Source organism: Pseudomonas sp. A-1 (assembly GCF_004801855.1).
Lineage (GTDB): Bacteria > Pseudomonadota > Gammaproteobacteria > Pseudomonadales > Pseudomonadaceae > Geopseudomonas.
Map to the genome: position 1 here is coordinate 1 of NZ_SSTC01000030.1, position 17805 is coordinate 17805.

The following is a 17805-nucleotide window of genomic DNA, read 5'->3' on the forward strand; positions in this document are numbered from 1 at the left end:
CCGGTCATCACGTAGACCGACTCCATGATCGCCAGCAGGAAGGCCAGCCCGAGCGTCAATGGCACGAACAGGAAGTGATACATCGCGGTCATGGCGAATTGCAGACGCGACAGGTCGACGACGGCTTCCGAGATCATCTCGGCTTCTCCTCGTTAAGGGACAAAGGTTGCGGTTGCGCAGGGCCGAGTAGGCGCTCGCTGACCCGCTCGCTGCCGTTGACCGGCACGATCGGCTCGGTGAACCACACCGCCTTGATGGTCAGCAGGGTGGCCAGCTTGATCAGCAGGATGATGCCGATCTCGCGGACCAGAGGGATGCGCCAGGGGGATGGCGGATTGGCTTGCGGCATAGCGAAAGCTCCTGACCTGCTCTCTACCGTTGGGTACAGCGCCCCTGGCCTCATCAAGCCTCGGCAGAGCAGATACGCTTCAAGTTCTAGCACATATGCAAAATAAATATATGCATAGGTAAAAATCGTCTATTCGGCTTGCCCCCATAATACCCCGTGGGGTATATCTGGATAGGGGTAAGAGACACTTGGTCGCAGCGTACGAAGACTAGCTCGCATGTCACGTGGGCTCATCGGCCATTCACCCTTGGGTTGACTGCCCGTGAATACCTCATCTGCGACGCAGCTCGTCCCCCAACGGCCCTCTACCTATTCAATCCACCAAGCAGGAAGTCGACAGTGAAAAGCGCCCATGATCTGGTGGCCGAAGCCAAGGCCCGCATCCATGAAATCGACCTCGACTCCGCCGACGCCGCAATCCGCGACGCCGACGTGCTGCTCGACGTGCGCGAAGCCGACGAATTCCACGCTGGGCATATCCCCGGCGCGATGAACATCCCCCGCGGCCTGCTGGAGTTCAGGCTCAGTAACACCCCGGAACTGTCATCCCGCGATCTGAATATCGTGCTGTACTGCAAAACGAGCGGTCGAGCCGCGCTGGCTGCCTGCGCCTTGCACGACATGGGCTACCTGAACGTGCAATCGATCGCCGGCGGCTTCGACGCCTGGAACGTGGCCGGCAAGGCGATGGTGACACCAAGCCTGCCGACCTTCGAGTGAGAGGAGAACCTGCATGAAACGTCTGTTGCTTGCCGCCGCCCTGAGCCTTGTCAGCCTATGCTCCTTGGCCGTCGAGATCGGCGTGACCGCCCAGGAGGTCCACGAGCGCGTCCAGCGCCAGGATCCGGGCCTTCTGTTCGTCGACGTGCGCGATCCGGTGGAGATCATGTTCGTCGGCTTCACCGACGCCGTGCACGTCAACGTGCCCTACCTGCTGGTGGATCGCAGCGCTTGGGACGACCAGCGCGGCACCTACAAGATCGCGCAGAACCCGAACTTCGTTGCCGAAATCCGTGCCGAGCTGAAAAAGCGCGGCCTCGATGACAACGCCGAGATCGTCACCATGTGCCGTTCAGGCAGCGAGCGGGGCAAACCCAGCGCCGACTTCCTGCGCGCCAACGGTTTCCCCAACGCGCGCTACGTGATCGACGGTTTCCAGGGCTCGGCGATCAAGGAAGGGCCGCAGGCTGGTTTCCGCCTGCAGAACGGCTGGCAAAACTCCGGGCTGCCGTGGAGCCCGAAGATGAACCCGCAAAAGATGTACCGGCCGTAACACCGGTACATACAACATCAAGCGAAGAGGCAGTACACCATGCAAAAAAATGTTGGCGGCATCGACAAGATCGCCCGCATCCTGGTCGGCATCGCCCTGATCGTCTGGGCCATCGCCGGTGGTCCGGTCTGGGCGTGGATCGGCGTCCTGCCGCTGGCCACCGGCCTGCTCGGCTGGTGCCCGGCCTACACCCTGCTGGGCATCAAGACCTGCCCGATGAAGAAGTGACCTGTCTGCCGAGCCGCTCGCATGATCGGCTCGGCCTATCCCGGCGATAGGGAATTCCCGGTTGTCTCTGCACAAGGAACTGTTAGGCTGACCCTCAACATATACCCCCAGGGGTATAAAAGAGATCAGCAGGAGTAGTGCCATGAACGCCCACGTCGAAGCCTTCTTCGATCCCGCCACCTACACCTACAGCTACGTGGTGAGCGATCCGGCAACCGGCCAGTGCGCACTGATCGATTCGGTGCTGGACTACGATCCCGCCGCCGGGCGCACCTCATACAGGAGCGCCGACCGCCTGATCGCCCATGTGCGCGAACAGGGCCTGAGCGTGCAGTGGATCCTCGAGACCCACGTCCACGCCGACCACATGAGCGCGGCGCCCTACCTGCGCCAGCAGCTCGGCGGCCAGCTGGGCATCGGCGAGCAGATCACCGTGGTGCAGGACACCTTCGGTAAGCTGTTCAACGCTGGCCCCGACTTCGCCACCGACGGCCGCCAGTTCGACCGCCTGTTCCGCGATGGCGAGGAGTTCCAGGTCGGCAGCATCAAGGCCCGCGCCATCCACACTCCGGGCCACACCCCGGCCTGCATGACCTACCTGATCGGCGACGCCGCCTTCGTCGGCGACACCCTGTTCATGCCCGACTACGGCACCGCTCGCTGCGACTTCCCCGGCGGCGACGCGCATGCCATGTACCGCTCGATCCACGACAAGCTGTTCGCCCTGCCGGACGAGACCCGCGTGTTCCTCTGCCACGACTACAAGGCGCCGGGGCGCGAGGAGTACCAGTACCAGACCACCATCGGCGCCGAGCGCACCGGCAACGTGCACATCAACACCGACATCGGCGAGGAGCAGTTCGTCGCCATGCGCCAGAGCCGCGACGCCACCCTCGGCATGCCGACCCTGATCCTGCCCTCGGTGCAGGTCAACATGCGCGCCGGCGACCTGCCGCCGGCCGAGGACAACGGCACCCGCTACCTGAAGATTCCGTTGGACGTGCTCTGAGGCAACGCCCGGCGAATGCTCCACTGAAATACCCACCCGCAAGACGAAGAGGAAACACCCATGGAAAACGCTCCGCAAATGAACTTCCCGCGTCTCAACGAGCCGGCCCCGGACTTCAAGGCCCGCACCACCTCCGGCGAGCGCTCGCTGGAAGACTACCGCGGCAAGTGGCTGATCCTGTTCTCCCACCCGGCCGACTTCACCCCGGTGTGCACCACCGAGTTCATCGGTTTCGCCCAGGCCGCGCCGAAGTTCGCCGCGATGAACTGCGAGCTGCTCGGCCTGTCGATCGACAGCCTGTTCTCGCACCTGGCCTGGATGCGCAACATCAAGGAGAAATTCGGCGTCGAGATCCCCTTCCCGATCATCGAGGACATCTCGATGAAGGTGGCCAGCTCCTACGGCATGGTCCACCCGGGCGCCGCCGACACACAGGCCGTGCGCGCCACCTTCTTCATCGACCCCAATGGCATCCTGCGCGCCATGGTCTACTACCCGATGAGCAACGGTCGCAGCATCGACGAGTTCGTACGCCTGCTCGAGGCCCTGCAGACCTCGGACACCCACGGCGTGGCCACTCCGGAAAACTGGTGCCCCGGCAAACCGGTGATCGTGCCGCCGCCGAAGACCGCCGACGATGCAGAGAAGCGTGCCGGTGAAGGCTACGACACGGTCGACTGGTACTTCTCCACCAAGACCCTGTAACGCTCGCTGACCAGCGGGCCCTCACCCCCGGCGCCTGTTCCAGGTCAGGCGCCGGGGGTGACCTGTTTCTGTCACGAAAGGAATCCTTTGCCATGCTCCCCGAGATCCGCATCGACGTCGCCATCATCGGTGCCGGCACCGCCGGCCTCTACGCCCTGCGCGAGGTGCGCCGCGCTGGCCGCAGCTTCGTGCTGATCGACCATGGCCCGCTGGGCACCGCCTGTGCACGGGTTGGCTGCATGCCATCCAAGGTGGCGCTGCATGCCGCCGCGCTGTGGCAGGCACGTGAGGAAATGGCGGAATTCGGGGTGACCGGTAGTGATGCCCTGCATCTGGACCTGGCGCAGACCTGGTCGGCGCTGCGCGGCCAGCGCGACCGCTTCACTGCCAGCGCCACCGCCAAGGCACGCTCGGCGGCAGGCGAGCAGCTGATAGAGGGCCGCGCGCGCTTCATCGAGCCGACCCTGCTTGAGGTGAGCACCGTCGCCGGCCTGCAGCGCGTGCACGCCGGGTCCGTCGTGATCACCACCGGCTCGCGACCGCACCTGCCGGCCTGGCTGGAGCCAGTGCGCGAGCGCCTGGTCACCACCGACCAGCTATTCGAGCTGGAACAGTTGCCGTCGCGCATCGGCGTGCTCGGCCTCGGTGCCATCGGCCTAGAGATGGGCCTGGCCCTAGCCCGTCTCGGCGTCCAGGTCACCGCAGTCGGCGGCAGTACCTTGGCCGGCATCGATGACCCGCAGGTGGCCGAACGTGCCCAGGCGCGATTCTCGAAGGAAATGACCCTGTGGCTGGGACCACCGGCCAGCGTAGAACCGACCGAACAGGGCGTGCTGCTGCGCTCCGGCGATCGCGCTGCCGAAGTCGACCTGCTGCTGGTGGCCGTCGGCCGCCGGCCCAATACCGACAGCCTGAACCTGGCCGAGGCCGGGTTCGCCGTCGACCCGCGCGGCGAACCGCTGTACGACCCGGCCAACCTGCAGCTCGGCGACTGGCCGGTGTTCATCGCCGGCGACGCCAACGGCCAACGCGCCCTGCTCCACGAGGCTGCCGACGAGGGCGCCATCGCCGGCTATAACGCCGCCCGTAACCTGCGCAGCCGCTGGAAGCGCAAGGTGCCGCTGGGCATCGTGTTCTCCGGCCCGGATGTGGTCTCGGTCGGCGCACGCCTGGGCGAGCTGGACCCGCAGCGGATCCTGATCGGCCGCGCCTCCGGTGAGAGCAACGGCCGCCTGCGCATCCTCGGCGGCGAGGACGATCTGGTGAGCGTCTACGCCGACGCCGACAGCGGCCGCCTGCGCGGCGCCGCGCTGCTGTGCACGGGCGGCGAGCACCTGGCCCACTTGCTGGCCTGGGCGATCCAGCGCGGCGAAACCGCGCAGGGCCTACTGCAGCTGCCCTTCTATCACCCGGTGGTCGAGGAGCTGCTGGCCACCGCCCTGCAGGACATCGCCAAACGCTTGCCAGCTGCAGACGACCTGCCGCTGGGTCTGATCGCTGAGGAGTGAGGCGATGAACACACCGAGCGAACCCCACGTGCGCCTCGCCCACTTCCCGGTCGCGCTGTTCGCCAGCGTTATGGGCGCGGCCGGACTGGCCATCGCCTGGCTCAAGGCCGGTCATCTGGGCCTGGTGCCCGAGGAGATAGGCGCCCTGCTGCGCTGGCTGGCCAGCGTCCTGTTCACCTTCCTGCTGCTGACCTACGCCGCCAAGCTGCTGCGCCATCCGGCCGCGGTACTGGCCGAGCGTGCCCATCCGCTCAAGCAGAATTTCTTCCCGGCCATCTCCATCGGCCTGATCCTGCTCGCCACTGCCTGGCGACACGACGCCCCGCAAGCGGCCAGCTGGCTGTGGGGGATCGGTGCCGCCCTGCACCTCGCCTTCACCCTGCTGGCGATGAGCGGCTGGATCCACCACCCGCACTTCCAGATCAACCACGCCAATCCGGCCTGGTTCATCCCGGTGGTCGGCAACATCCTGATCCCGGTGGCCGGGGTCGGCTTCGCGCCGGCCGACATCAGCTGGTTCTTCTTCAGCATCGGCCTGGTGTTCTGGCTGGTGCTGATGACCATCGTGCTGTACCGGCTGTTCTTCCACGAGCCGCTGCCGCTGCGCCTGACGCCGACCCTGTTCATCCTGCTGGCGCCGCCCTCGGTAGGCTTCCTCGCCTGGCTGGCGCTGACCGACAGCCTGGATGCCTTCGCCCGCATCCTCTACTTCACCGCACTGTTCCTCGGTCTGCTGCTGGCCAGCAACGCCGCGCGCTTCTTCCGCGTACCGTTCTTCATCTCCGCCTGGGCCTACTCCTTCCCGCTGGCGGCGCTGACCCTGGCAACCTTCGAGATGGCCACACGCAGCAGTTTGGCCTTCTACAACTGGCTGGGCTGGGTGCTGCTGGTGCTGTTGAGCGCCGTGGTGGCCATACTGGCGGTGAAGACCGTGCTGGCGGCGCTGGCCGGCAGGATCTGCGTGCCGGAGTGACGGCAGAGGAGCGCGAGATGTTCCAGCGAGCGGGTGACATACCCTATCAACCGAGCTATTGGCTGGCGGCCCTCGGTGCCGGTGGCCTGTCGATCTCGTTCTTCATGTACCTGATGTGGCTGGTGCCCCACGCCGGCAGTCCTATGCCGACCTGGGAGCACCTGCAGACCGCCTGGCAGGCTGACACGCCGCTGCGCGCGCTGCTGCTGGTCGCCGCCCCCGGGGTGGCACTGCTAGCCCTGCTGCACTTCCTGCTGCTGGCCTGGAACATCCGTGAGTACCGCTCGAGCGCCGCGCAGCAGGCACTGGCCGCGCTGCGTGGCTCGCCGGGCGAGGTGCAGCTGATGGCGATCCCGCTGACCCTGGCGATGACGGTGAACGTCTGCTTCGCCCTCGGAGCGCTGTTCGTGCCCGGTCTGTGGTCGCTGGTCGAGTACCTGTTCCCGCTCGCCCTGCTCGCCTTCCTGGCCATCGCCTGGAGCGCGCTGCGCATCTACGGCCGCTACCTGGGACGGATGCTGGTGCAGGGCGGCTACCGCAGCGAGGAGCACAATCACCTGTCGCCGCTGATGGCGGTGTTCGCCTTCGCCATGCTCTCGGTGGGCTTCGCCGCGCCCGCCGCCATGTCCCACGTCAAGCTGGTGTCGGTGCTCGCCGCCATCCTGTCGATCCTGTTCCTGGTGCTGTCGCTGGTGGTCACCGTGGTGGTGCTGGTGACCGGCATCAGCGCGATGATGAGCCACGGCCTGCAGCCCCAGGCGACCCCCAGCATCTGGATGCTGGTACCGATCCTGACCCTGCTGGGCATCGAATGGCTGCGCCTGCAACATGGCCTCAGCCATCACTTCTCCGGCGGGGCGAGCAGCGGCACGATCTTCGTCACCCTCACCGGGATCTTCATGCTGCAACTCGGCGTCCTGCTGCTCGGCTATCGGGTTATGCAACTCAACGGCTATCTGCGCAGCCACCTGAGCGGCCGCGAGCGCAGCCCGGTCAGCTTCGGGCTGATCTGCCCGGGGGTGGCCCTGTTCGTCATGGGCATGTTCTGGTGGCATCTGGTCTGGGTCGGCGGCGGACTGATCCGCCCGTTCGGTGCGGCCTACTGGGCGGGCATCGCGCTCCTCGCCGCAATCCAGCTGGCGACCCTGGCGGCGCTGCTGCGCCTGACCTGGAATCTGCTGTTGCACCGGAACGTACGCATCGCCGGCGTCGATGGCTGACGCCAGCACAAGGAGCGAAAGTGCATGAAGGATGTGAGTGCAGTACTGCGCTGGCTGCTGGCGCTGCTGGTCCTGTTGCCGGCCCTGGCCTGTGCCCAGGCACGCGCGGAAACGCCGGTGCTGGAAGTGTACGTGCGCGACGGTTGCCCGCACTGCGCCGCCGCCAAGACCTGGCTCGCAGGACTGGCCAGTGAGCGCCCCGAGCTGCGCATCGTACTGCGACAGGTCGACCGCGACGCCGGGGCCCGCGACGACCTGCTGCGCATCTCCCGCCAGGCCGGATACTGGCCGCCCGGCGTGCCGACCTTCGTGGTCGGCGACCGCGTGCTGGTGGGCTTCGACGACGCCGTACACAGCGGCGCACAACTGCTCGCCTTGCTCGCTGACGGTCAGCCTGCACTCACCAGTGTCCAAAGCGGGCTGTTCGGCACCCTCAGCGTCGAGCGTCTCGGTCTGCCGACGTTCACCCTCGCCCTCGGCCTGCTCGACGGCTTCAACCCCTGCGCCATGTGGGTGCTGCTGTTCCTGCTCTCGCTGCTGGTGCATCTGCACGACCGCGCGCGCATGGCGCTGGTCGCCGGCACCTTCGTGCTGGTCAGCGGCGCGGTCTACTACGCCTTCATGGCCGCCTGGCTCAACCTGTTCCTGCTGGTCGGCCTGTCGACGCTGCTGGTCTGGGCGCTGAGCGCCGTGGCCATCGCCATCGGCCTGGTCAACCTGCGCGACGGCCTGCGTCCAGGCAACGACTTCACTCTGTCGATTCCTACCAGCGCCAAGCCCGGTCTGTACGCGCGCATGCGCGCCATCCTGCAGGCCGACAGCCTGCTGCCCGCACTCGCCGGCGTGGCGGCCCTGGCCGTGGTAGTCAACTTCATCGAGTTGCTGTGCACCGCCGGCCTGCCGGCGATCTACACCGCAGTGCTGACCCAGCAGGGACTGACGCCGCTAGCCCACTATGCCTACCTCGGCCTGTACATCCTCGGCTACATCGCCGACGACGCGCTGATGGTCACCACGGCAGTGGCCGCCCTGAGCAGCCGCAAGCTGTCGGAGTCGGCCGGACGTGGCCTGAAGACGCTGAGCGGCTCGGTCATGCTGGCGCTCGGCGCCGTCATGCTGCTGCGCCCGCAGTGGCTGCTGCAGGGGTGAGGCCGGCACCGATGAACTATGGTTGCAGTGGCAGCCCGCACGCGGCCCAATGGCGAGAGGTGCTCATGACAGATTTACGGCAGGCAACCGCCTGGCTGCTCTGGCTGATCCTGCTGGTGCCTGCCCTGGCGCTGGCTGCCACCGCCGACCACAGCCGCTTCAAGGAGCTGCAGGGCCCCTTCGCCAGCGGCGAGGAGGTCACCCGTGCCTGCCTCGGCTGCCACACCGAGGCGGCCAAGCAGGTGATGGATACCCGCCACTGGACCTGGGACTACACCAACCCGGACACCGGCCAGCGCCTGGGCAAGAAGACCATGCTCAACGGCTTCTGCATCGGCGACCGCTCCAACGAGGCGTTCTGCCAGTCCTGCCACGTCGGCTACGGCTGGAAGGACGCCAGCTTCGACTTCAGCGACGAGAGCAAGGTCGACTGCCTGGCCTGCCACAACACCGGCAACTACCTGAAGCTTGCCGGCCTGGCCGGCCACCCGCCGCTGGTGCGTACCGAGACCGCGCCCGGCTCCGGCCAGTTCGTCGACCCGGTGGACCTGGCCGCGGTGGCGCGCAGCGTCGGTGCCTCATCGCGGCGCACCTGCGGTGCCTGTCACTACTACGGCGGCGGTGGCGACGGCGTGAAACACGGCGACCTCGACTCGTCGCTGAACGCACCGAGCCGCGAGCTGGACGTGCATATGGCCAGCGACGGCCTCGACTTCAGCTGCTCCACCTGCCATGTCGCCGATCGACACAAGATCGCCGGCAGCCGCATCAGCGTGACTGCCGCCGATCCGCACGCACCGATCATTCGCGGCGAGCGCCGAGCGCGCACCCCCTCGACCTGCCAGTCCTGCCACGGCGACCGCCCGCACCAGGGCAATGTGCTGCACGCCGGTCGGCTGAACGACCATACTCGCACCCTGGCCTGCCAGAGCTGCCACATCCCGACCTTCGCCCGCGGCGGCGTGCCGACCAAGATGGCCTGGGACTGGTCCGCTGCCGGAAAGATGGACGCCGAGGGCAAGCCGTTCCTGACGAAGGACACCAAGGGCCACGTGGTCTACGACAGCCGCAAGGGCGACTTCGTCCTCGGCGAGGACGTGGTGCCCGACTATGTCTGGTTCGACGGCACGGTCACCTATGTGCAGCCCGACACCAGGATCGACCCGAGCACGCGAGTGCCGATCAACGCCTTCCACGGCACGCCGGGCACCGCGGATGCACGCATCTGGCCGGTGAAGACCTTCCACAGCCGACAGCCTTATGACACCCAGCACATGACCCTGCTGGTGCCGCACACGGCCACCCCCGACGATACCGCCTTCTGGTACAACTTCGACTGGGGCAAGGCGCTGCAAGCCGGTGCCGATGCGACCGGCTCGCCCTACAGCGGCCAATTCGGTTTCGTCGATACCCAGATGCTGTGGCCGATCACCCACATGGTCGCGCCCAAGGAGCAGGCCCTGGACTGCGTGCAGTGTCACTCCAGCCAGAGCCGCCTGGCGGCCGTACCTGGCATCTGGCTGCCGGGCAAGGATCGCAATCCGCTGCTCGACACCCTCGGCTTCAGCCTGGCCGGCCTCGCCCTGCTCGGCGTGCTGATCCACGGCCTGCTGCGCATCGTCGCGCACCTGCACAGAAGGAGGTACTGAAATGGCCGAGCGCCTCTACCTGTTCACCCGCTTCGAGCGCTTCTGGCACTGGTCGCAGGCGGCGCTGATCATCACCCTGCTGTTCAGTGGCTTCGCCATCCACGGCAGCCACACCCTGCTCGACTTCCGCACTGCGGTCGAGGCCCACGAGACGGCTGCCTGGCTGCTGATCGCGCTGTGGGTCTTCGCAATCTTCTGGCACTTCACCACAGGGCAGTGGCGGCAGTACATCCCGACCCTGGCCAACATCCAGCGGGTGGCGCTGTACTACGCCCACGGCATCTTCACTGGCGCCCCGCATCCCTACAAGGTCACCCGCGAGCGCAAGCACAACCCGCTGCAGCGCATCGCCTACCTGGGCGTGCTGGTGCTGATCAACCCCCTGATCTGGGTCAGTGGCCTGTTCTATCTGTTCTGGGGGCGCCTGGAGGCCCACGCGCCGGCCTGGCTGGGCCTCGAGCAGGTGGCCCTGACGCATACCTTCGCTGCCTTCCTGATGCTGATCTTCCTGATCGTGCATGTGTACCTGACCACCACCGGCCACACCCCGCTGGCGCACATCCGCGCGATGATCAGCGGCTGGGAGGAACGCCACTAACCGCTGCGCTGGCTGCTCGCCGCCACCACCACGAAGGGGCACTGGCCGCGCCCCGGGCGCAGCGGGTCGATCTCGCGTATTTCCTCCAGCGGCGGCGCCAGGGTCTGCCCCCAGGCATTGATGGCGAAGCCGTTGTCGAGCAACAGCCGCTCCACCTCATCGGCAGAGTAGAAGGTGGCTTCCCGATAGAACACGCTCTGGGCCTGGCGCTGCACGTAGGCCTGCCCCAGCGTGCTCTCGCGGTCGATGAAGCCGATCACCAGGTGCCCACCGGGCCTGAGCACCCTCCTGGTTTCAAGCAGCATGGCCGTGGGCGAGTCGACAAAGCAGATCGTGGTGACCACCAAGGCGTGATCGAAGCTGTCCTCTGGAAATGGCAGGTGCTCGGCAACGCCTTCCACCGTTTCTATGCCACGCGCCGCTGCATAGGCCAGCATGGCGGGTGAAGGGTCCAGGCCAACCTGCACACCTAGCGGCGCCGCGAAGCGGCCGCTGCCCACACCGATCTCGATGCCGCGCCCCTCCCAGGGCACGAAAGGCCGCAAGGCCAGCAGTTCCGACAGATAGGCCGGCTCATGCTTGCCGAACCAGGCTTCATAACGCTCGTGGTGCTCTTCGAAGGGTGCTGCCCTGGCCATCTGAGGTTACCTCTCGCTTAAGGTTCAGGAGTGCTGTCGGCCCCTGCCGCGTCCGGCGCCCCGGCCGCATCCACCTGCACCGCCTTGCGCGCAGCGCTGGAAGGCCGCCAGGTGTCGCTGCTGCGAGGCCTCCTGCAGGTTGCGCAGCACCGCCAGAATGTCCGGGCGACGGGTCGCGCCCAGCAGTCGTTCGTAGAGCTCGGCGTTGGCGATCTCGGCAGCGACCCCGGCCTCGCACGCCGCCTGCAGGCTGGCGTAACGCTCGACCTTTCCCGGCCAGGGATTGTCGGGCACGGCAAGCCCGTAGCACGCGAACAGGCCCAGCAGCGCCTGGATATGCCGTGCCTCGGCCTCGCGGATATTGCTGAAAGGGCGCACCTCGCCGAAGTCGGCAATCACCTGGTCGTAGGTGGCCCAGGCCTTGTACTCGTCGTCGAGCGCCTCGTGGAGCACCCGGATTTCCGCTTCACTCAATCCATCCATGTCGATTCCCTCCAGGTATCAGTTGAATGCAGAGCCGTGTCTCAGACATGCGAGGCTACGATGATCACCGCCACCATCACGCCCCCCGCCAGGGCCACCAGGCTGAACCGCTTCTGCTCCTGTTCCGCCCTGGGCAGCAGGTGGGTGGCGCCGACGTAGACCAGGGCGCCCGCGGAAAGCGCCAGCAAGGTGCCCAGGGTTTCCCGATCCATGACGCTGATCAACGGCCAGGAAACCAGCATGCCCAGCGGGGTAGTGGCCGCGGCAGCCATGAAGGCCAGCCACAGGGCGCTGCGCTCGCTGACTCCGCCGCGGACCAGCAGCAGGTAGGTGATGATGCCTTCGGGAAACTCGTGCAGGACCATGCCCACGGTCGCCAGATAGCCGGTGAGCAGGCTGACCGTGAAGGCAATCGAGTAGATGAAACCGTCGATGAAGGAGTGGAAACCGATGCCGAGCATGGGGACAACGCCGATGGCGTACTCCTTCCTGTCCGGGTCCTTTTCGCACACGAATGCGGTGATGAAGCGGTTGAACAGGTGCAGGCCCATGAAGCCGACCAGCAGCCAGATCGGCGCTTGCGGGTTCATGGAGAACGACCTGGGGATGATGTGCAGGAAGGACGCCGAGATCAGCACCCCCGCGGCGAAGCACATGAAATAGGTAGTGTTGCGATGCCCCCAGTCCGAGAACCTGCGGATCGTGTAGATCCCGAGCGAGGTCACCAGCCCAGCCAGACTGCTGGTGGCCAGTGCGGTCCAGAAGGTGTTTTCCATCACTCGACCTGCGCCGTCGCACCGCTGCCGTTGAGCAGCACCTCCTCCAGCGCGGCGACGAAACGCCGGTTGTCCTCGGGCAAGGCAGTGGTGATGCGCATGAAGCCCAGGCCGAGGCGCTCGTCGTTCAGCGGCTTGACCAGGAAGCCGCGCGCCTTCAATCGCTCGGCGACTATCGCCGCATCGTGCGGCGCGAAGTCGGCGAGGAAGAAATAGGTTTCAGTCGGATAGGTGCGCACACCCAGGCCGCGCACCTGCTCGGCCAGTTCCTGCGTCCAGACGCGCAACTGCTGGGCACGCTGGCGAATCCGCTCCTCATGGCGCAGGGTCGCCAGCGCCGCAGCCTGGCTCGGCCGGGCGAGCGGATAGGCATCGTTGTGGCTGTTGAGATCGTCGGCGATCGCTTCGGGGAGGATGGCGTAGCCGACCCGGAATCCGGCCAGGCTGTGGGCCTTGGACAGCGTCCGGGTCACCAACAGATTGGCATGCCCGGGCACCAGGTGGGCCACCGATTCCCCGGCCATGCCGATGAAGGCCTCGTCGACCAGGAACAGGGTCTGCGGATGACGGCGCAGCAGGCCGGGCAATGGCGTCATGTCGAAGACGCCGCCATTGGGGTTGTTCGGGTTGACGATAACCACCAGGGTGGTGCCGTCGGGAATCGCCAGCTGCTGAAGATCAAAGGCGAAGCTATCCAAGGGCGACAGGCAGGTTTCGCTATAGCGCTGGGCGATCTCGGTGAACAGCGTGTAGGTCGGCGTCAGCAGGTGCACATTCTGGCCGAAGCGGTCGAACAGCTGGCGCAGGATCAGTTCGGAGCCGGCATTGATGTGCACCAACCGCTCGGGCACGCCGAGACGTTGGGCGATGAGTGCGCGCAGCGGCGCAGAATAAGGCTCGGTGTAGTAGTTGCCACGGACGACCTCGGCCTTGGCAGCAGCGAGCGCCTCGTCGATCGGCGGCAGCGGGTTCTCGCACAGCAACAGCTTGACGCCCTCGAAGCTGCCACCGCCTTTCTCGGCAACGCCACCCATGGGAAAGTCCTCCGTCAGTGTCGCCAGGAGCGCACAGGGCGCATGATTCCAGCCGATAACCACGGATTGACCATAGCCGATCGATACCTAGCTGCAAGGGGCAACGACCCGTCCGGAACGACGCTTACGGCCTACCGTCTGGCCGGCCAAGGTCAAGCGGATGGTCGGGATCGAACTCCAGCGCCCACAGGGTCGCCTTGAGCGCATCGAGGGCCGTGCCAACCTCGCCCTGCTCCAACCAGCCGGCGATGGTGCGCAAGTCCTGCGCGATCGGCTGCAAGTCGGACTCCGGCTTGCCCAGCAGCCGAAGCAGCTCGATCTCGAGCCGACGACACTCGCCCTCTGGCAGAAACTGGTGGTCGGCCAGCGCGGCCAGATAGCCGATCAGCCAGATATACGCCTCCCGGCGGATCTGCGGGTGGCGCTGCGCATCGGCCCAGATCGGCATTTCGCCGCGCAGCCGGCGCAGGTTGAACGCGAAGGGCGCCGACCGGTCAGCCAGGGCCTGCAGGCCACCTTCCGTCTTGTCGCTCATGCTCCCCTCTCTGACTTCGCCTGTTTGCCACGCCTCCGTACGGAGGCTGGCGAGAACATCAGAACCAGCATGGCACATGGGGCACAACGTGAGGCTTTCTCCTCCGTTTTCGGGCCTTACGTCGTCAGCGGCTTGCGCGCCACCAGGTCGATCAGCGCCGACATGCCGCAATGGCCGCTGCCTTCCTCGATGGGCGTGTCGTACTCGGTCAGATGGAGGATTTCCAGCCCGGCAAAGGCCTCGCGCAGCAGCTCGGCCGTGTAGAGATTGTCCGGATCCCTTGGGCCACCGGTGCCGTAGGCCAGCTGCTCGACCCGATAGCCCTCGAGCAGCAACAGGCCACCCGGCTTCAATGCCTGCTGCATGTTGGCGAACATCCGCGCACGCTGCTCGGGACCAACGAACTGGATGAAGATCGCCACGACTGCATCGAAATGCTCGACGCCCATATCCCAGGCCAGCAGATCGGCCTGCTCATGACGCAGGCTCACTCCGCGCTCGGCCGCCAGACGCCGGGCCTTGTCGATGGCCCGCGGCGAACCTTCCACGGCCAGCACTTCGACTCCCTGCTGCGCCAGCCAGACACCGTTGCGCCCCTCGCCATCGGCCACCGACAGTACTTGCATGCCCGGCACGAAGCGTTGTTGCTGGCTGACAAGAAAGACATTGGGCTCCGTGCCGAACAGGTAGTCATCGCCTTGGTAGCGCTCGTTCCAGTGCTCGATTGGTGCATGCATGAGTCGTCGTTCTCCTGATTCGGGGGATGCCGATGAATTGGCGCAGATTAAATGGGAATGATCCGCAATATACCCTCCCCAGTATTTCTGGTTAAATGAAAAAGTGGACTCTCGAACCACGAGGTGCGTTCCAGAGCCGGAACCTGGCCTCCCTGATCCGGAGCAACGGTTCCGTCTAGGCAGGTATGGATAATCAAAGAACACTCAGGAAGACGATCAAGGAAGCCTCATGAACAAGACCCTGACACTGACCGCCAGCCTGCTCTGCGCCATCAACGCCTGGGCCATGACCCCGAGCAACGAACCGATACAGCCGATCCTGCCAGCCAAGGTCACCGACCCGGCCAAGGTCGAACTCGGCAAGCAGCTGTTCTTCGATCCGCGCCTGTCGCGCTCGGGATTCATCTCCTGCAACTCCTGCCACAACCTGAGCATGGGCGGCAGCGACAACCTGCAGACCTCCATCGGGCACAACTGGCAGAAGGGTCCGATCAACTCGCCGACCGTGCTCAACTCGAGCATGAACGTCGCCCAGTTCTGGGATGGCCGCGCCGCCGACCTCAAGGAACAGGCCGCCGGCCCGATCGCCAACCCCGGCGAGATGGCCTTCACCCACAGCCTGGCGGTGGATACCCTGCGCTCCATCCCGCAGTACCGCGAATCCTTCAAGCGGGTCTACAAGGTCGACCAGATCACCATCAACGAGGTGACCGATGCCATCGCCGAGTTCGAGAAGACCCTGGTCACCCCTCTGTCGCGCTTCGACCGCTGGCTGCTGGGCGACAAGGAAGCGATGACCCAGACCGAGCTGGAGGGCTACAAGCTGTTCAAGGACACCGGCTGCGTCGCCTGCCACAACGGCCCGGCCGTCGGCGGCAACTCCTTCCAGAAGATGGGCCTGGTCGAGCCCTACAAGACCGACAACCCGGCCGAAGGCGTCGCTGCGCTGACCGGCAAGGATGCCGACCGCTTCAAGTTCAAGGTGCCGACCCTGCGCAACGTCGAGCTGACCTACCCCTACTTCCACGACGGTGCCTACTGGAAGCTGGAAGACGCGGTCGACGTCATGGCCCGCCTGCAACTGGGACGCAAGCTGGGCGACGAGGAGGTCGGCAAGATCACCGCCTTCCTCAAGACCCTGACCGGCGAGCAGCCGAGCTTCACCCTGCCGATCCTGCCACCATCGACGAACGACACTCCGCAGCCCAAGCCGTTCGATTGAGCTTTGCGGTACTACGCTTGCAGAGGTGCCCCCCTTCATGCGAACCAGAAACCCTCTCGACAGCGGCTACCGGTGCCGCTCGACGCCACAAAATTGTCGCGCAAGGAAAAACAGCATGAGCGAAAGGAAACTGGCCACGGGTTCTCTGCTCGTCGAATATCAGAACAACGGTGGCGGGGCCGCCACGCTGCTGGAGCTGCTATGACTATCAGAGCGACTCCGCGCAACGGCGTAGTAGCGATCGCCGCCCCCAAATCGGGCTGGCTGGAGCTGCTGCGCAATCACGTGCGCGAGCACATGCTGATCGCCGCAGGGCTTGGCCTCGCCCTGCTGGTGGTTCTGTTTCTACTGGCCCAGAGCATCACGCTGGTCATCGCTGGCACGCCGCCGCCCGGCCTGCTGCCGGCCTTGCTTGGTGGCGTGGCAGGCTTCGCCACCACGGCAATCGGAGCGCTGCCGGCACTGATCCTGCGCAGCCTGCCTCAGCGTATTGAAGACAGCCTGCTGGGACTGGCCGCCGGCATGATGCTGGCCGCCAGCGCCTTCTCGCTGCTGCTGCCTGGCCTGGAAGCCGGCACGGCCGTGGTCGGCAACGCAGCCCTCGGCGCCGGGATCGTGGTGCTCGGCATGGGAATGGGCGTGCTGCTGATGCTGGGACTGGATGCCTTCATTCCCCACGAGCACGACAAGACCGGCCCCTGTGGCCCAGGTCACGAACGCTGCGGGCGTATCTGGCTGTTCGTCTTTGCCATCGCCCTGCACAACCTCCCGGAAGGCATGGCGATCGGGGTCAGCTTCTCGCAGGGTGACATGAGCGTCGGGCTGCCGCTGACCACGGCCATCGCCCTGCAGGATATCCCGGAAGGCCTGGCGGTCGCACTGGCCCTGAGGAGCGCTGGATTCACCCCGGCACTCGCCGTCCTAGTCGCGGCGCTCAGCGGATTGCTGGAGCCGGTCGGCTCGCTGCTGGGCGTCGGCCTGTCGAGTGGGCTGGCTGCGGCCTACCCGATCGGACTGGGCCTGGCGGCCGGCTCGATGCTGTTCGTCGTCTCCCATGAAGTCATCCCGGAAACCCACCGCAACGGCCATCAAACCTCGGCAACCCTCGGCCTGATGGCCGGCTTTGCCCTGATGATGGTGCTGGACACCACCCTGGGCTAGAACCCACCAATCGATGAGGAAAGACCCCCATGGCCACCAAGAAAGCAAAAACCCAAACCATCGATATCGGCATCAACGCTGATGATCGCGAAAAGATCGTCAAGGGCCTGTCCGGCCTGCTGGCCGACAGCTACACGCTCTATCTGATGACCCACAACTTCCATTGGAACGTGACCGGCCCGCAGTTCAATAGCCTGCACACGATGTTCATGACCCAGTACACCGAGCAGTGGAATGCCCTCGACATGATCGCCGAGCGCATTCGTGCCCTTGGCTACCCGGCACCGGGCACCTACAAGGAGTTCGTCAAGCTGGCCTCGATCAAGGAAGTGGAAGGCGTACCGAAAGCGACCGACATGATCCGCCATCTGGTCGCAGCCCAGGAAGCGACCGCACGCACCGCACGCAAGCTGTTCCCGCTGGTTAATGCCGCCGATGACCAGCCAACTGCCGACTTGCTCACCCAGCGCCTCGAAGTTCATGAGAAGACTGCCTGGATGCTGCGCAGCCTGCTCGAGGAATAAGCACTCCAGCTGACTCGGGCGGGAGCCAGTGGCC

At 65.7% G+C, this 17805-nt stretch carries 22 protein-coding genes; 14 read left to right on the top strand and 8 right to left on the bottom strand.

The window, feature by feature from the left end:
- The coding region (locus E5198_RS08895; protein WP_136489644.1) for a cytochrome ubiquinol oxidase subunit I at positions 1 to 137 on the bottom strand (137 nt) is incomplete at its 3' end.
- Entirely contained in the window at positions 134 to 349 is a 216-nt protein-coding gene (cydP, locus tag E5198_RS08900; RefSeq protein WP_102053028.1) for a cytochrome oxidase putative small subunit CydP, read from the bottom strand. The genes cydP and E5198_RS08895, both read right to left, overlap by 4 nt.
- Positions 350 to 688: 339 nt before the next feature.
- Between cydP and E5198_RS08905 the strand changes: the two genes are divergently transcribed.
- The 11 genes from E5198_RS08905 (at position 689) to E5198_RS08955 (ending at position 10661) form a co-directional block, all read left to right on the top strand.
- Positions 689 to 1069: a rhodanese-like domain-containing protein gene (locus E5198_RS08905; protein ID WP_136489645.1), complete on the top strand. Its 381-nt coding sequence runs from the start codon at positions 689 to 691 to the stop codon at positions 1067 to 1069.
- 13 nt (positions 1070 to 1082) lie between these two features.
- Entirely contained in the window at positions 1083 to 1622 is a 540-nt protein-coding gene (locus tag E5198_RS08910; RefSeq protein WP_136489646.1) for a rhodanese-like domain-containing protein, read from the top strand.
- A 39-nt stretch (positions 1623 to 1661) separates the two neighbouring features.
- Positions 1662 to 1850 carry a DUF2892 domain-containing protein gene (locus tag E5198_RS08915; protein WP_041110318.1) on the top strand — a complete coding sequence of 63 codons (189 nt, stop codon included), beginning with the start codon at positions 1662 to 1664 and terminating at the stop codon, positions 1848 to 1850.
- A 142-nt stretch (positions 1851 to 1992) separates the two neighbouring features.
- Complete coding sequence (locus E5198_RS08920; RefSeq protein WP_136489647.1) at positions 1993 to 2859, top strand: MBL fold metallo-hydrolase; 867 nt, start codon at positions 1993 to 1995, stop codon at positions 2857 to 2859.
- Positions 2860 to 2937: 78 nt separating this feature from the next.
- On the top strand, positions 2938 to 3564 hold the full coding sequence (locus E5198_RS08925; protein WP_256659016.1) for a peroxiredoxin: 627 nt from the start codon (positions 2938 to 2940) through the stop codon (positions 3562 to 3564).
- 92 nt (positions 3565 to 3656) lie between these two features.
- Complete coding sequence (locus tag E5198_RS08930) at positions 3657 to 5072, top strand: dihydrolipoyl dehydrogenase (RefSeq protein WP_136489649.1); 1416 nt, start codon at positions 3657 to 3659, stop codon at positions 5070 to 5072.
- Between the two features lie 4 nt (positions 5073 to 5076).
- Positions 5077 to 6045: an SLAC1 anion channel family protein gene (locus E5198_RS08935; RefSeq protein WP_136489650.1), complete on the top strand. Its 969-nt coding sequence runs from the start codon at positions 5077 to 5079 to the stop codon at positions 6043 to 6045.
- A 17-nt stretch (positions 6046 to 6062) separates the two neighbouring features.
- Positions 6063 to 7265, top strand: a complete 1203-nt coding sequence (locus E5198_RS08940) for a hypothetical protein (RefSeq protein ID WP_136489651.1) — start codon at positions 6063 to 6065, stop codon at positions 7263 to 7265.
- Positions 7266 to 7289: 24 nt separating this feature from the next.
- Positions 7290 to 8414, top strand: a complete 1125-nt coding sequence (locus E5198_RS08945) for a glutaredoxin family protein (RefSeq protein WP_136489652.1) — start codon at positions 7290 to 7292, stop codon at positions 8412 to 8414.
- A 65-nt stretch (positions 8415 to 8479) separates the two neighbouring features.
- Positions 8480 to 10063 (top strand): tetrathionate reductase family octaheme c-type cytochrome, encoded by a 1584-nt coding sequence (locus E5198_RS08950; protein ID WP_136489653.1) that lies wholly within the window; start codon positions 8480 to 8482, stop codon positions 10061 to 10063.
- 1 nt (position 10064) lies between these two features.
- Entirely contained in the window at positions 10065 to 10661 is a 597-nt protein-coding gene (locus E5198_RS08955; RefSeq protein ID WP_136489654.1) for a cytochrome b/b6 domain-containing protein, read from the top strand.
- On the opposite strand, the gene E5198_RS08960 is transcribed toward E5198_RS08955, so the two are convergent.
- From E5198_RS08960 to E5198_RS08985, 6 genes are all read right to left on the bottom strand, one after another.
- A complete protein-coding gene (locus E5198_RS08960; RefSeq protein ID WP_136489655.1) occupies positions 10658 to 11299 on the bottom strand; it encodes a class I SAM-dependent methyltransferase in 642 nt (213 codons plus the stop codon). The genes E5198_RS08955 and E5198_RS08960 overlap by 4 nt on opposite strands.
- 24 nt (positions 11300 to 11323) lie before the next feature.
- Positions 11324 to 11782 carry a DUF2202 domain-containing protein gene (locus E5198_RS08965; protein ID WP_136489656.1) on the bottom strand — a complete coding sequence of 153 codons (459 nt, stop codon included), beginning with the start codon at positions 11780 to 11782 and terminating at the stop codon, positions 11324 to 11326.
- Positions 11783 to 11823: 41 nt separating this feature from the next.
- Positions 11824 to 12558 carry a ZIP family metal transporter gene (locus E5198_RS08970; protein WP_136489657.1) on the bottom strand — a complete coding sequence of 245 codons (735 nt, stop codon included), beginning with the start codon at positions 12556 to 12558 and terminating at the stop codon, positions 11824 to 11826.
- Entirely contained in the window at positions 12558 to 13592 is a 1035-nt protein-coding gene (locus E5198_RS08975; protein ID WP_136489658.1) for a histidinol-phosphate transaminase, read from the bottom strand. Before E5198_RS08975 ends, E5198_RS08970 begins: the two co-directional genes overlap by 1 nt.
- A gap of 124 nt (positions 13593 to 13716) precedes the next feature.
- Positions 13717 to 14127, bottom strand: a complete 411-nt coding sequence (locus E5198_RS08980) for a hypothetical protein (protein ID WP_136489659.1) — start codon at positions 14125 to 14127, stop codon at positions 13717 to 13719.
- Between the two features lie 116 nt (positions 14128 to 14243).
- Positions 14244 to 14864 carry a cyclopropane-fatty-acyl-phospholipid synthase family protein gene (locus E5198_RS08985; protein ID WP_136489660.1) on the bottom strand — a complete coding sequence of 207 codons (621 nt, stop codon included), beginning with the start codon at positions 14862 to 14864 and terminating at the stop codon, positions 14244 to 14246.
- A gap of 229 nt (positions 14865 to 15093) precedes the next feature.
- Here E5198_RS08985 and E5198_RS08990 point away from each other — a divergent pair, with 229 nt between their 5' ends.
- The 3 genes from E5198_RS08990 (at position 15094) to E5198_RS09000 (ending at position 17771) form a co-directional block, all read left to right on the top strand.
- Complete coding sequence (locus E5198_RS08990; RefSeq protein WP_136489661.1) at positions 15094 to 16086, top strand: cytochrome-c peroxidase; 993 nt, start codon at positions 15094 to 15096, stop codon at positions 16084 to 16086.
- Positions 16087 to 16287: 201 nt separating this feature from the next.
- Positions 16288 to 17247: a ZIP family metal transporter gene (locus E5198_RS08995; RefSeq protein WP_136489662.1), complete on the top strand. Its 960-nt coding sequence runs from the start codon at positions 16288 to 16290 to the stop codon at positions 17245 to 17247.
- A 29-nt stretch (positions 17248 to 17276) separates the two neighbouring features.
- Positions 17277 to 17771 carry a Dps family protein gene (locus tag E5198_RS09000; RefSeq protein ID WP_136489663.1) on the top strand — a complete coding sequence of 165 codons (495 nt, stop codon included), beginning with the start codon at positions 17277 to 17279 and terminating at the stop codon, positions 17769 to 17771.
- The last annotated feature ends 34 nt before the right edge of the window (positions 17772 to 17805 follow it).

Excerpts from the sequence above, each read along its gene's own strand:
- E5198_RS08970 (WP_136489657.1), bottom strand. The coding sequence starts at position 12,558 with ATGGAAAACACCTTCTGGACCGCACTGGCCACCAGCAGTCTGGCTGGG.
- E5198_RS09000 (WP_136489663.1), top strand. The coding sequence starts at position 17,277 with ATGGCCACCAAGAAAGCAAAAACCCAAACCATCGATATCGGCATCAAC.
- E5198_RS08925 (WP_256659016.1), top strand. The coding sequence starts at position 2,938 with ATGAACTTCCCGCGTCTCAACGAGCCGGCCCCGGACTTCAAGGCCCGC.
- E5198_RS08975 (WP_136489658.1), bottom strand. The coding sequence starts at position 13,592 with ATGGGTGGCGTTGCCGAGAAAGGCGGTGGCAGCTTCGAGGGCGTCAAG.
- E5198_RS08960 (WP_136489655.1), bottom strand. The coding sequence starts at position 11,299 with ATGGCCAGGGCAGCACCCTTCGAAGAGCACCACGAGCGTTATGAAGCC.
- E5198_RS08945 (WP_136489652.1), top strand. The coding sequence starts at position 7,290 with ATGAAGGATGTGAGTGCAGTACTGCGCTGGCTGCTGGCGCTGCTGGTC.
- E5198_RS08985 (WP_136489660.1), bottom strand. The coding sequence starts at position 14,864 with ATGCATGCACCAATCGAGCACTGGAACGAGCGCTACCAAGGCGATGAC.
- E5198_RS08935 (WP_136489650.1), top strand. The coding sequence starts at position 5,077 with ATGAACACACCGAGCGAACCCCACGTGCGCCTCGCCCACTTCCCGGTC.
- E5198_RS08950 (WP_136489653.1), top strand. The coding sequence starts at position 8,480 with ATGACAGATTTACGGCAGGCAACCGCCTGGCTGCTCTGGCTGATCCTG.
- E5198_RS08940 (WP_136489651.1), top strand. The coding sequence starts at position 6,063 with ATGTTCCAGCGAGCGGGTGACATACCCTATCAACCGAGCTATTGGCTG.
- E5198_RS08920 (WP_136489647.1), top strand. The coding sequence starts at position 1,993 with ATGAACGCCCACGTCGAAGCCTTCTTCGATCCCGCCACCTACACCTAC.
- E5198_RS08995 (WP_136489662.1), top strand. The coding sequence starts at position 16,288 with ATGACTATCAGAGCGACTCCGCGCAACGGCGTAGTAGCGATCGCCGCC.
- cydP (WP_102053028.1), bottom strand. The coding sequence starts at position 349 with ATGCCGCAAGCCAATCCGCCATCCCCCTGGCGCATCCCTCTGGTCCGC.
- E5198_RS08910 (WP_136489646.1), top strand. The coding sequence starts at position 1,083 with ATGAAACGTCTGTTGCTTGCCGCCGCCCTGAGCCTTGTCAGCCTATGC.
- E5198_RS08915 (WP_041110318.1), top strand. The coding sequence starts at position 1,662 with ATGCAAAAAAATGTTGGCGGCATCGACAAGATCGCCCGCATCCTGGTC.
- E5198_RS08930 (WP_136489649.1), top strand. The coding sequence starts at position 3,657 with ATGCTCCCCGAGATCCGCATCGACGTCGCCATCATCGGTGCCGGCACC.
- E5198_RS08955 (WP_136489654.1), top strand. The coding sequence starts at position 10,065 with ATGGCCGAGCGCCTCTACCTGTTCACCCGCTTCGAGCGCTTCTGGCAC.
- E5198_RS08980 (WP_136489659.1), bottom strand. The coding sequence starts at position 14,127 with ATGAGCGACAAGACGGAAGGTGGCCTGCAGGCCCTGGCTGACCGGTCG.
- E5198_RS08965 (WP_136489656.1), bottom strand. The coding sequence starts at position 11,782 with ATGGATGGATTGAGTGAAGCGGAAATCCGGGTGCTCCACGAGGCGCTC.
- E5198_RS08990 (WP_136489661.1), top strand. The coding sequence starts at position 15,094 with ATGAACAAGACCCTGACACTGACCGCCAGCCTGCTCTGCGCCATCAAC.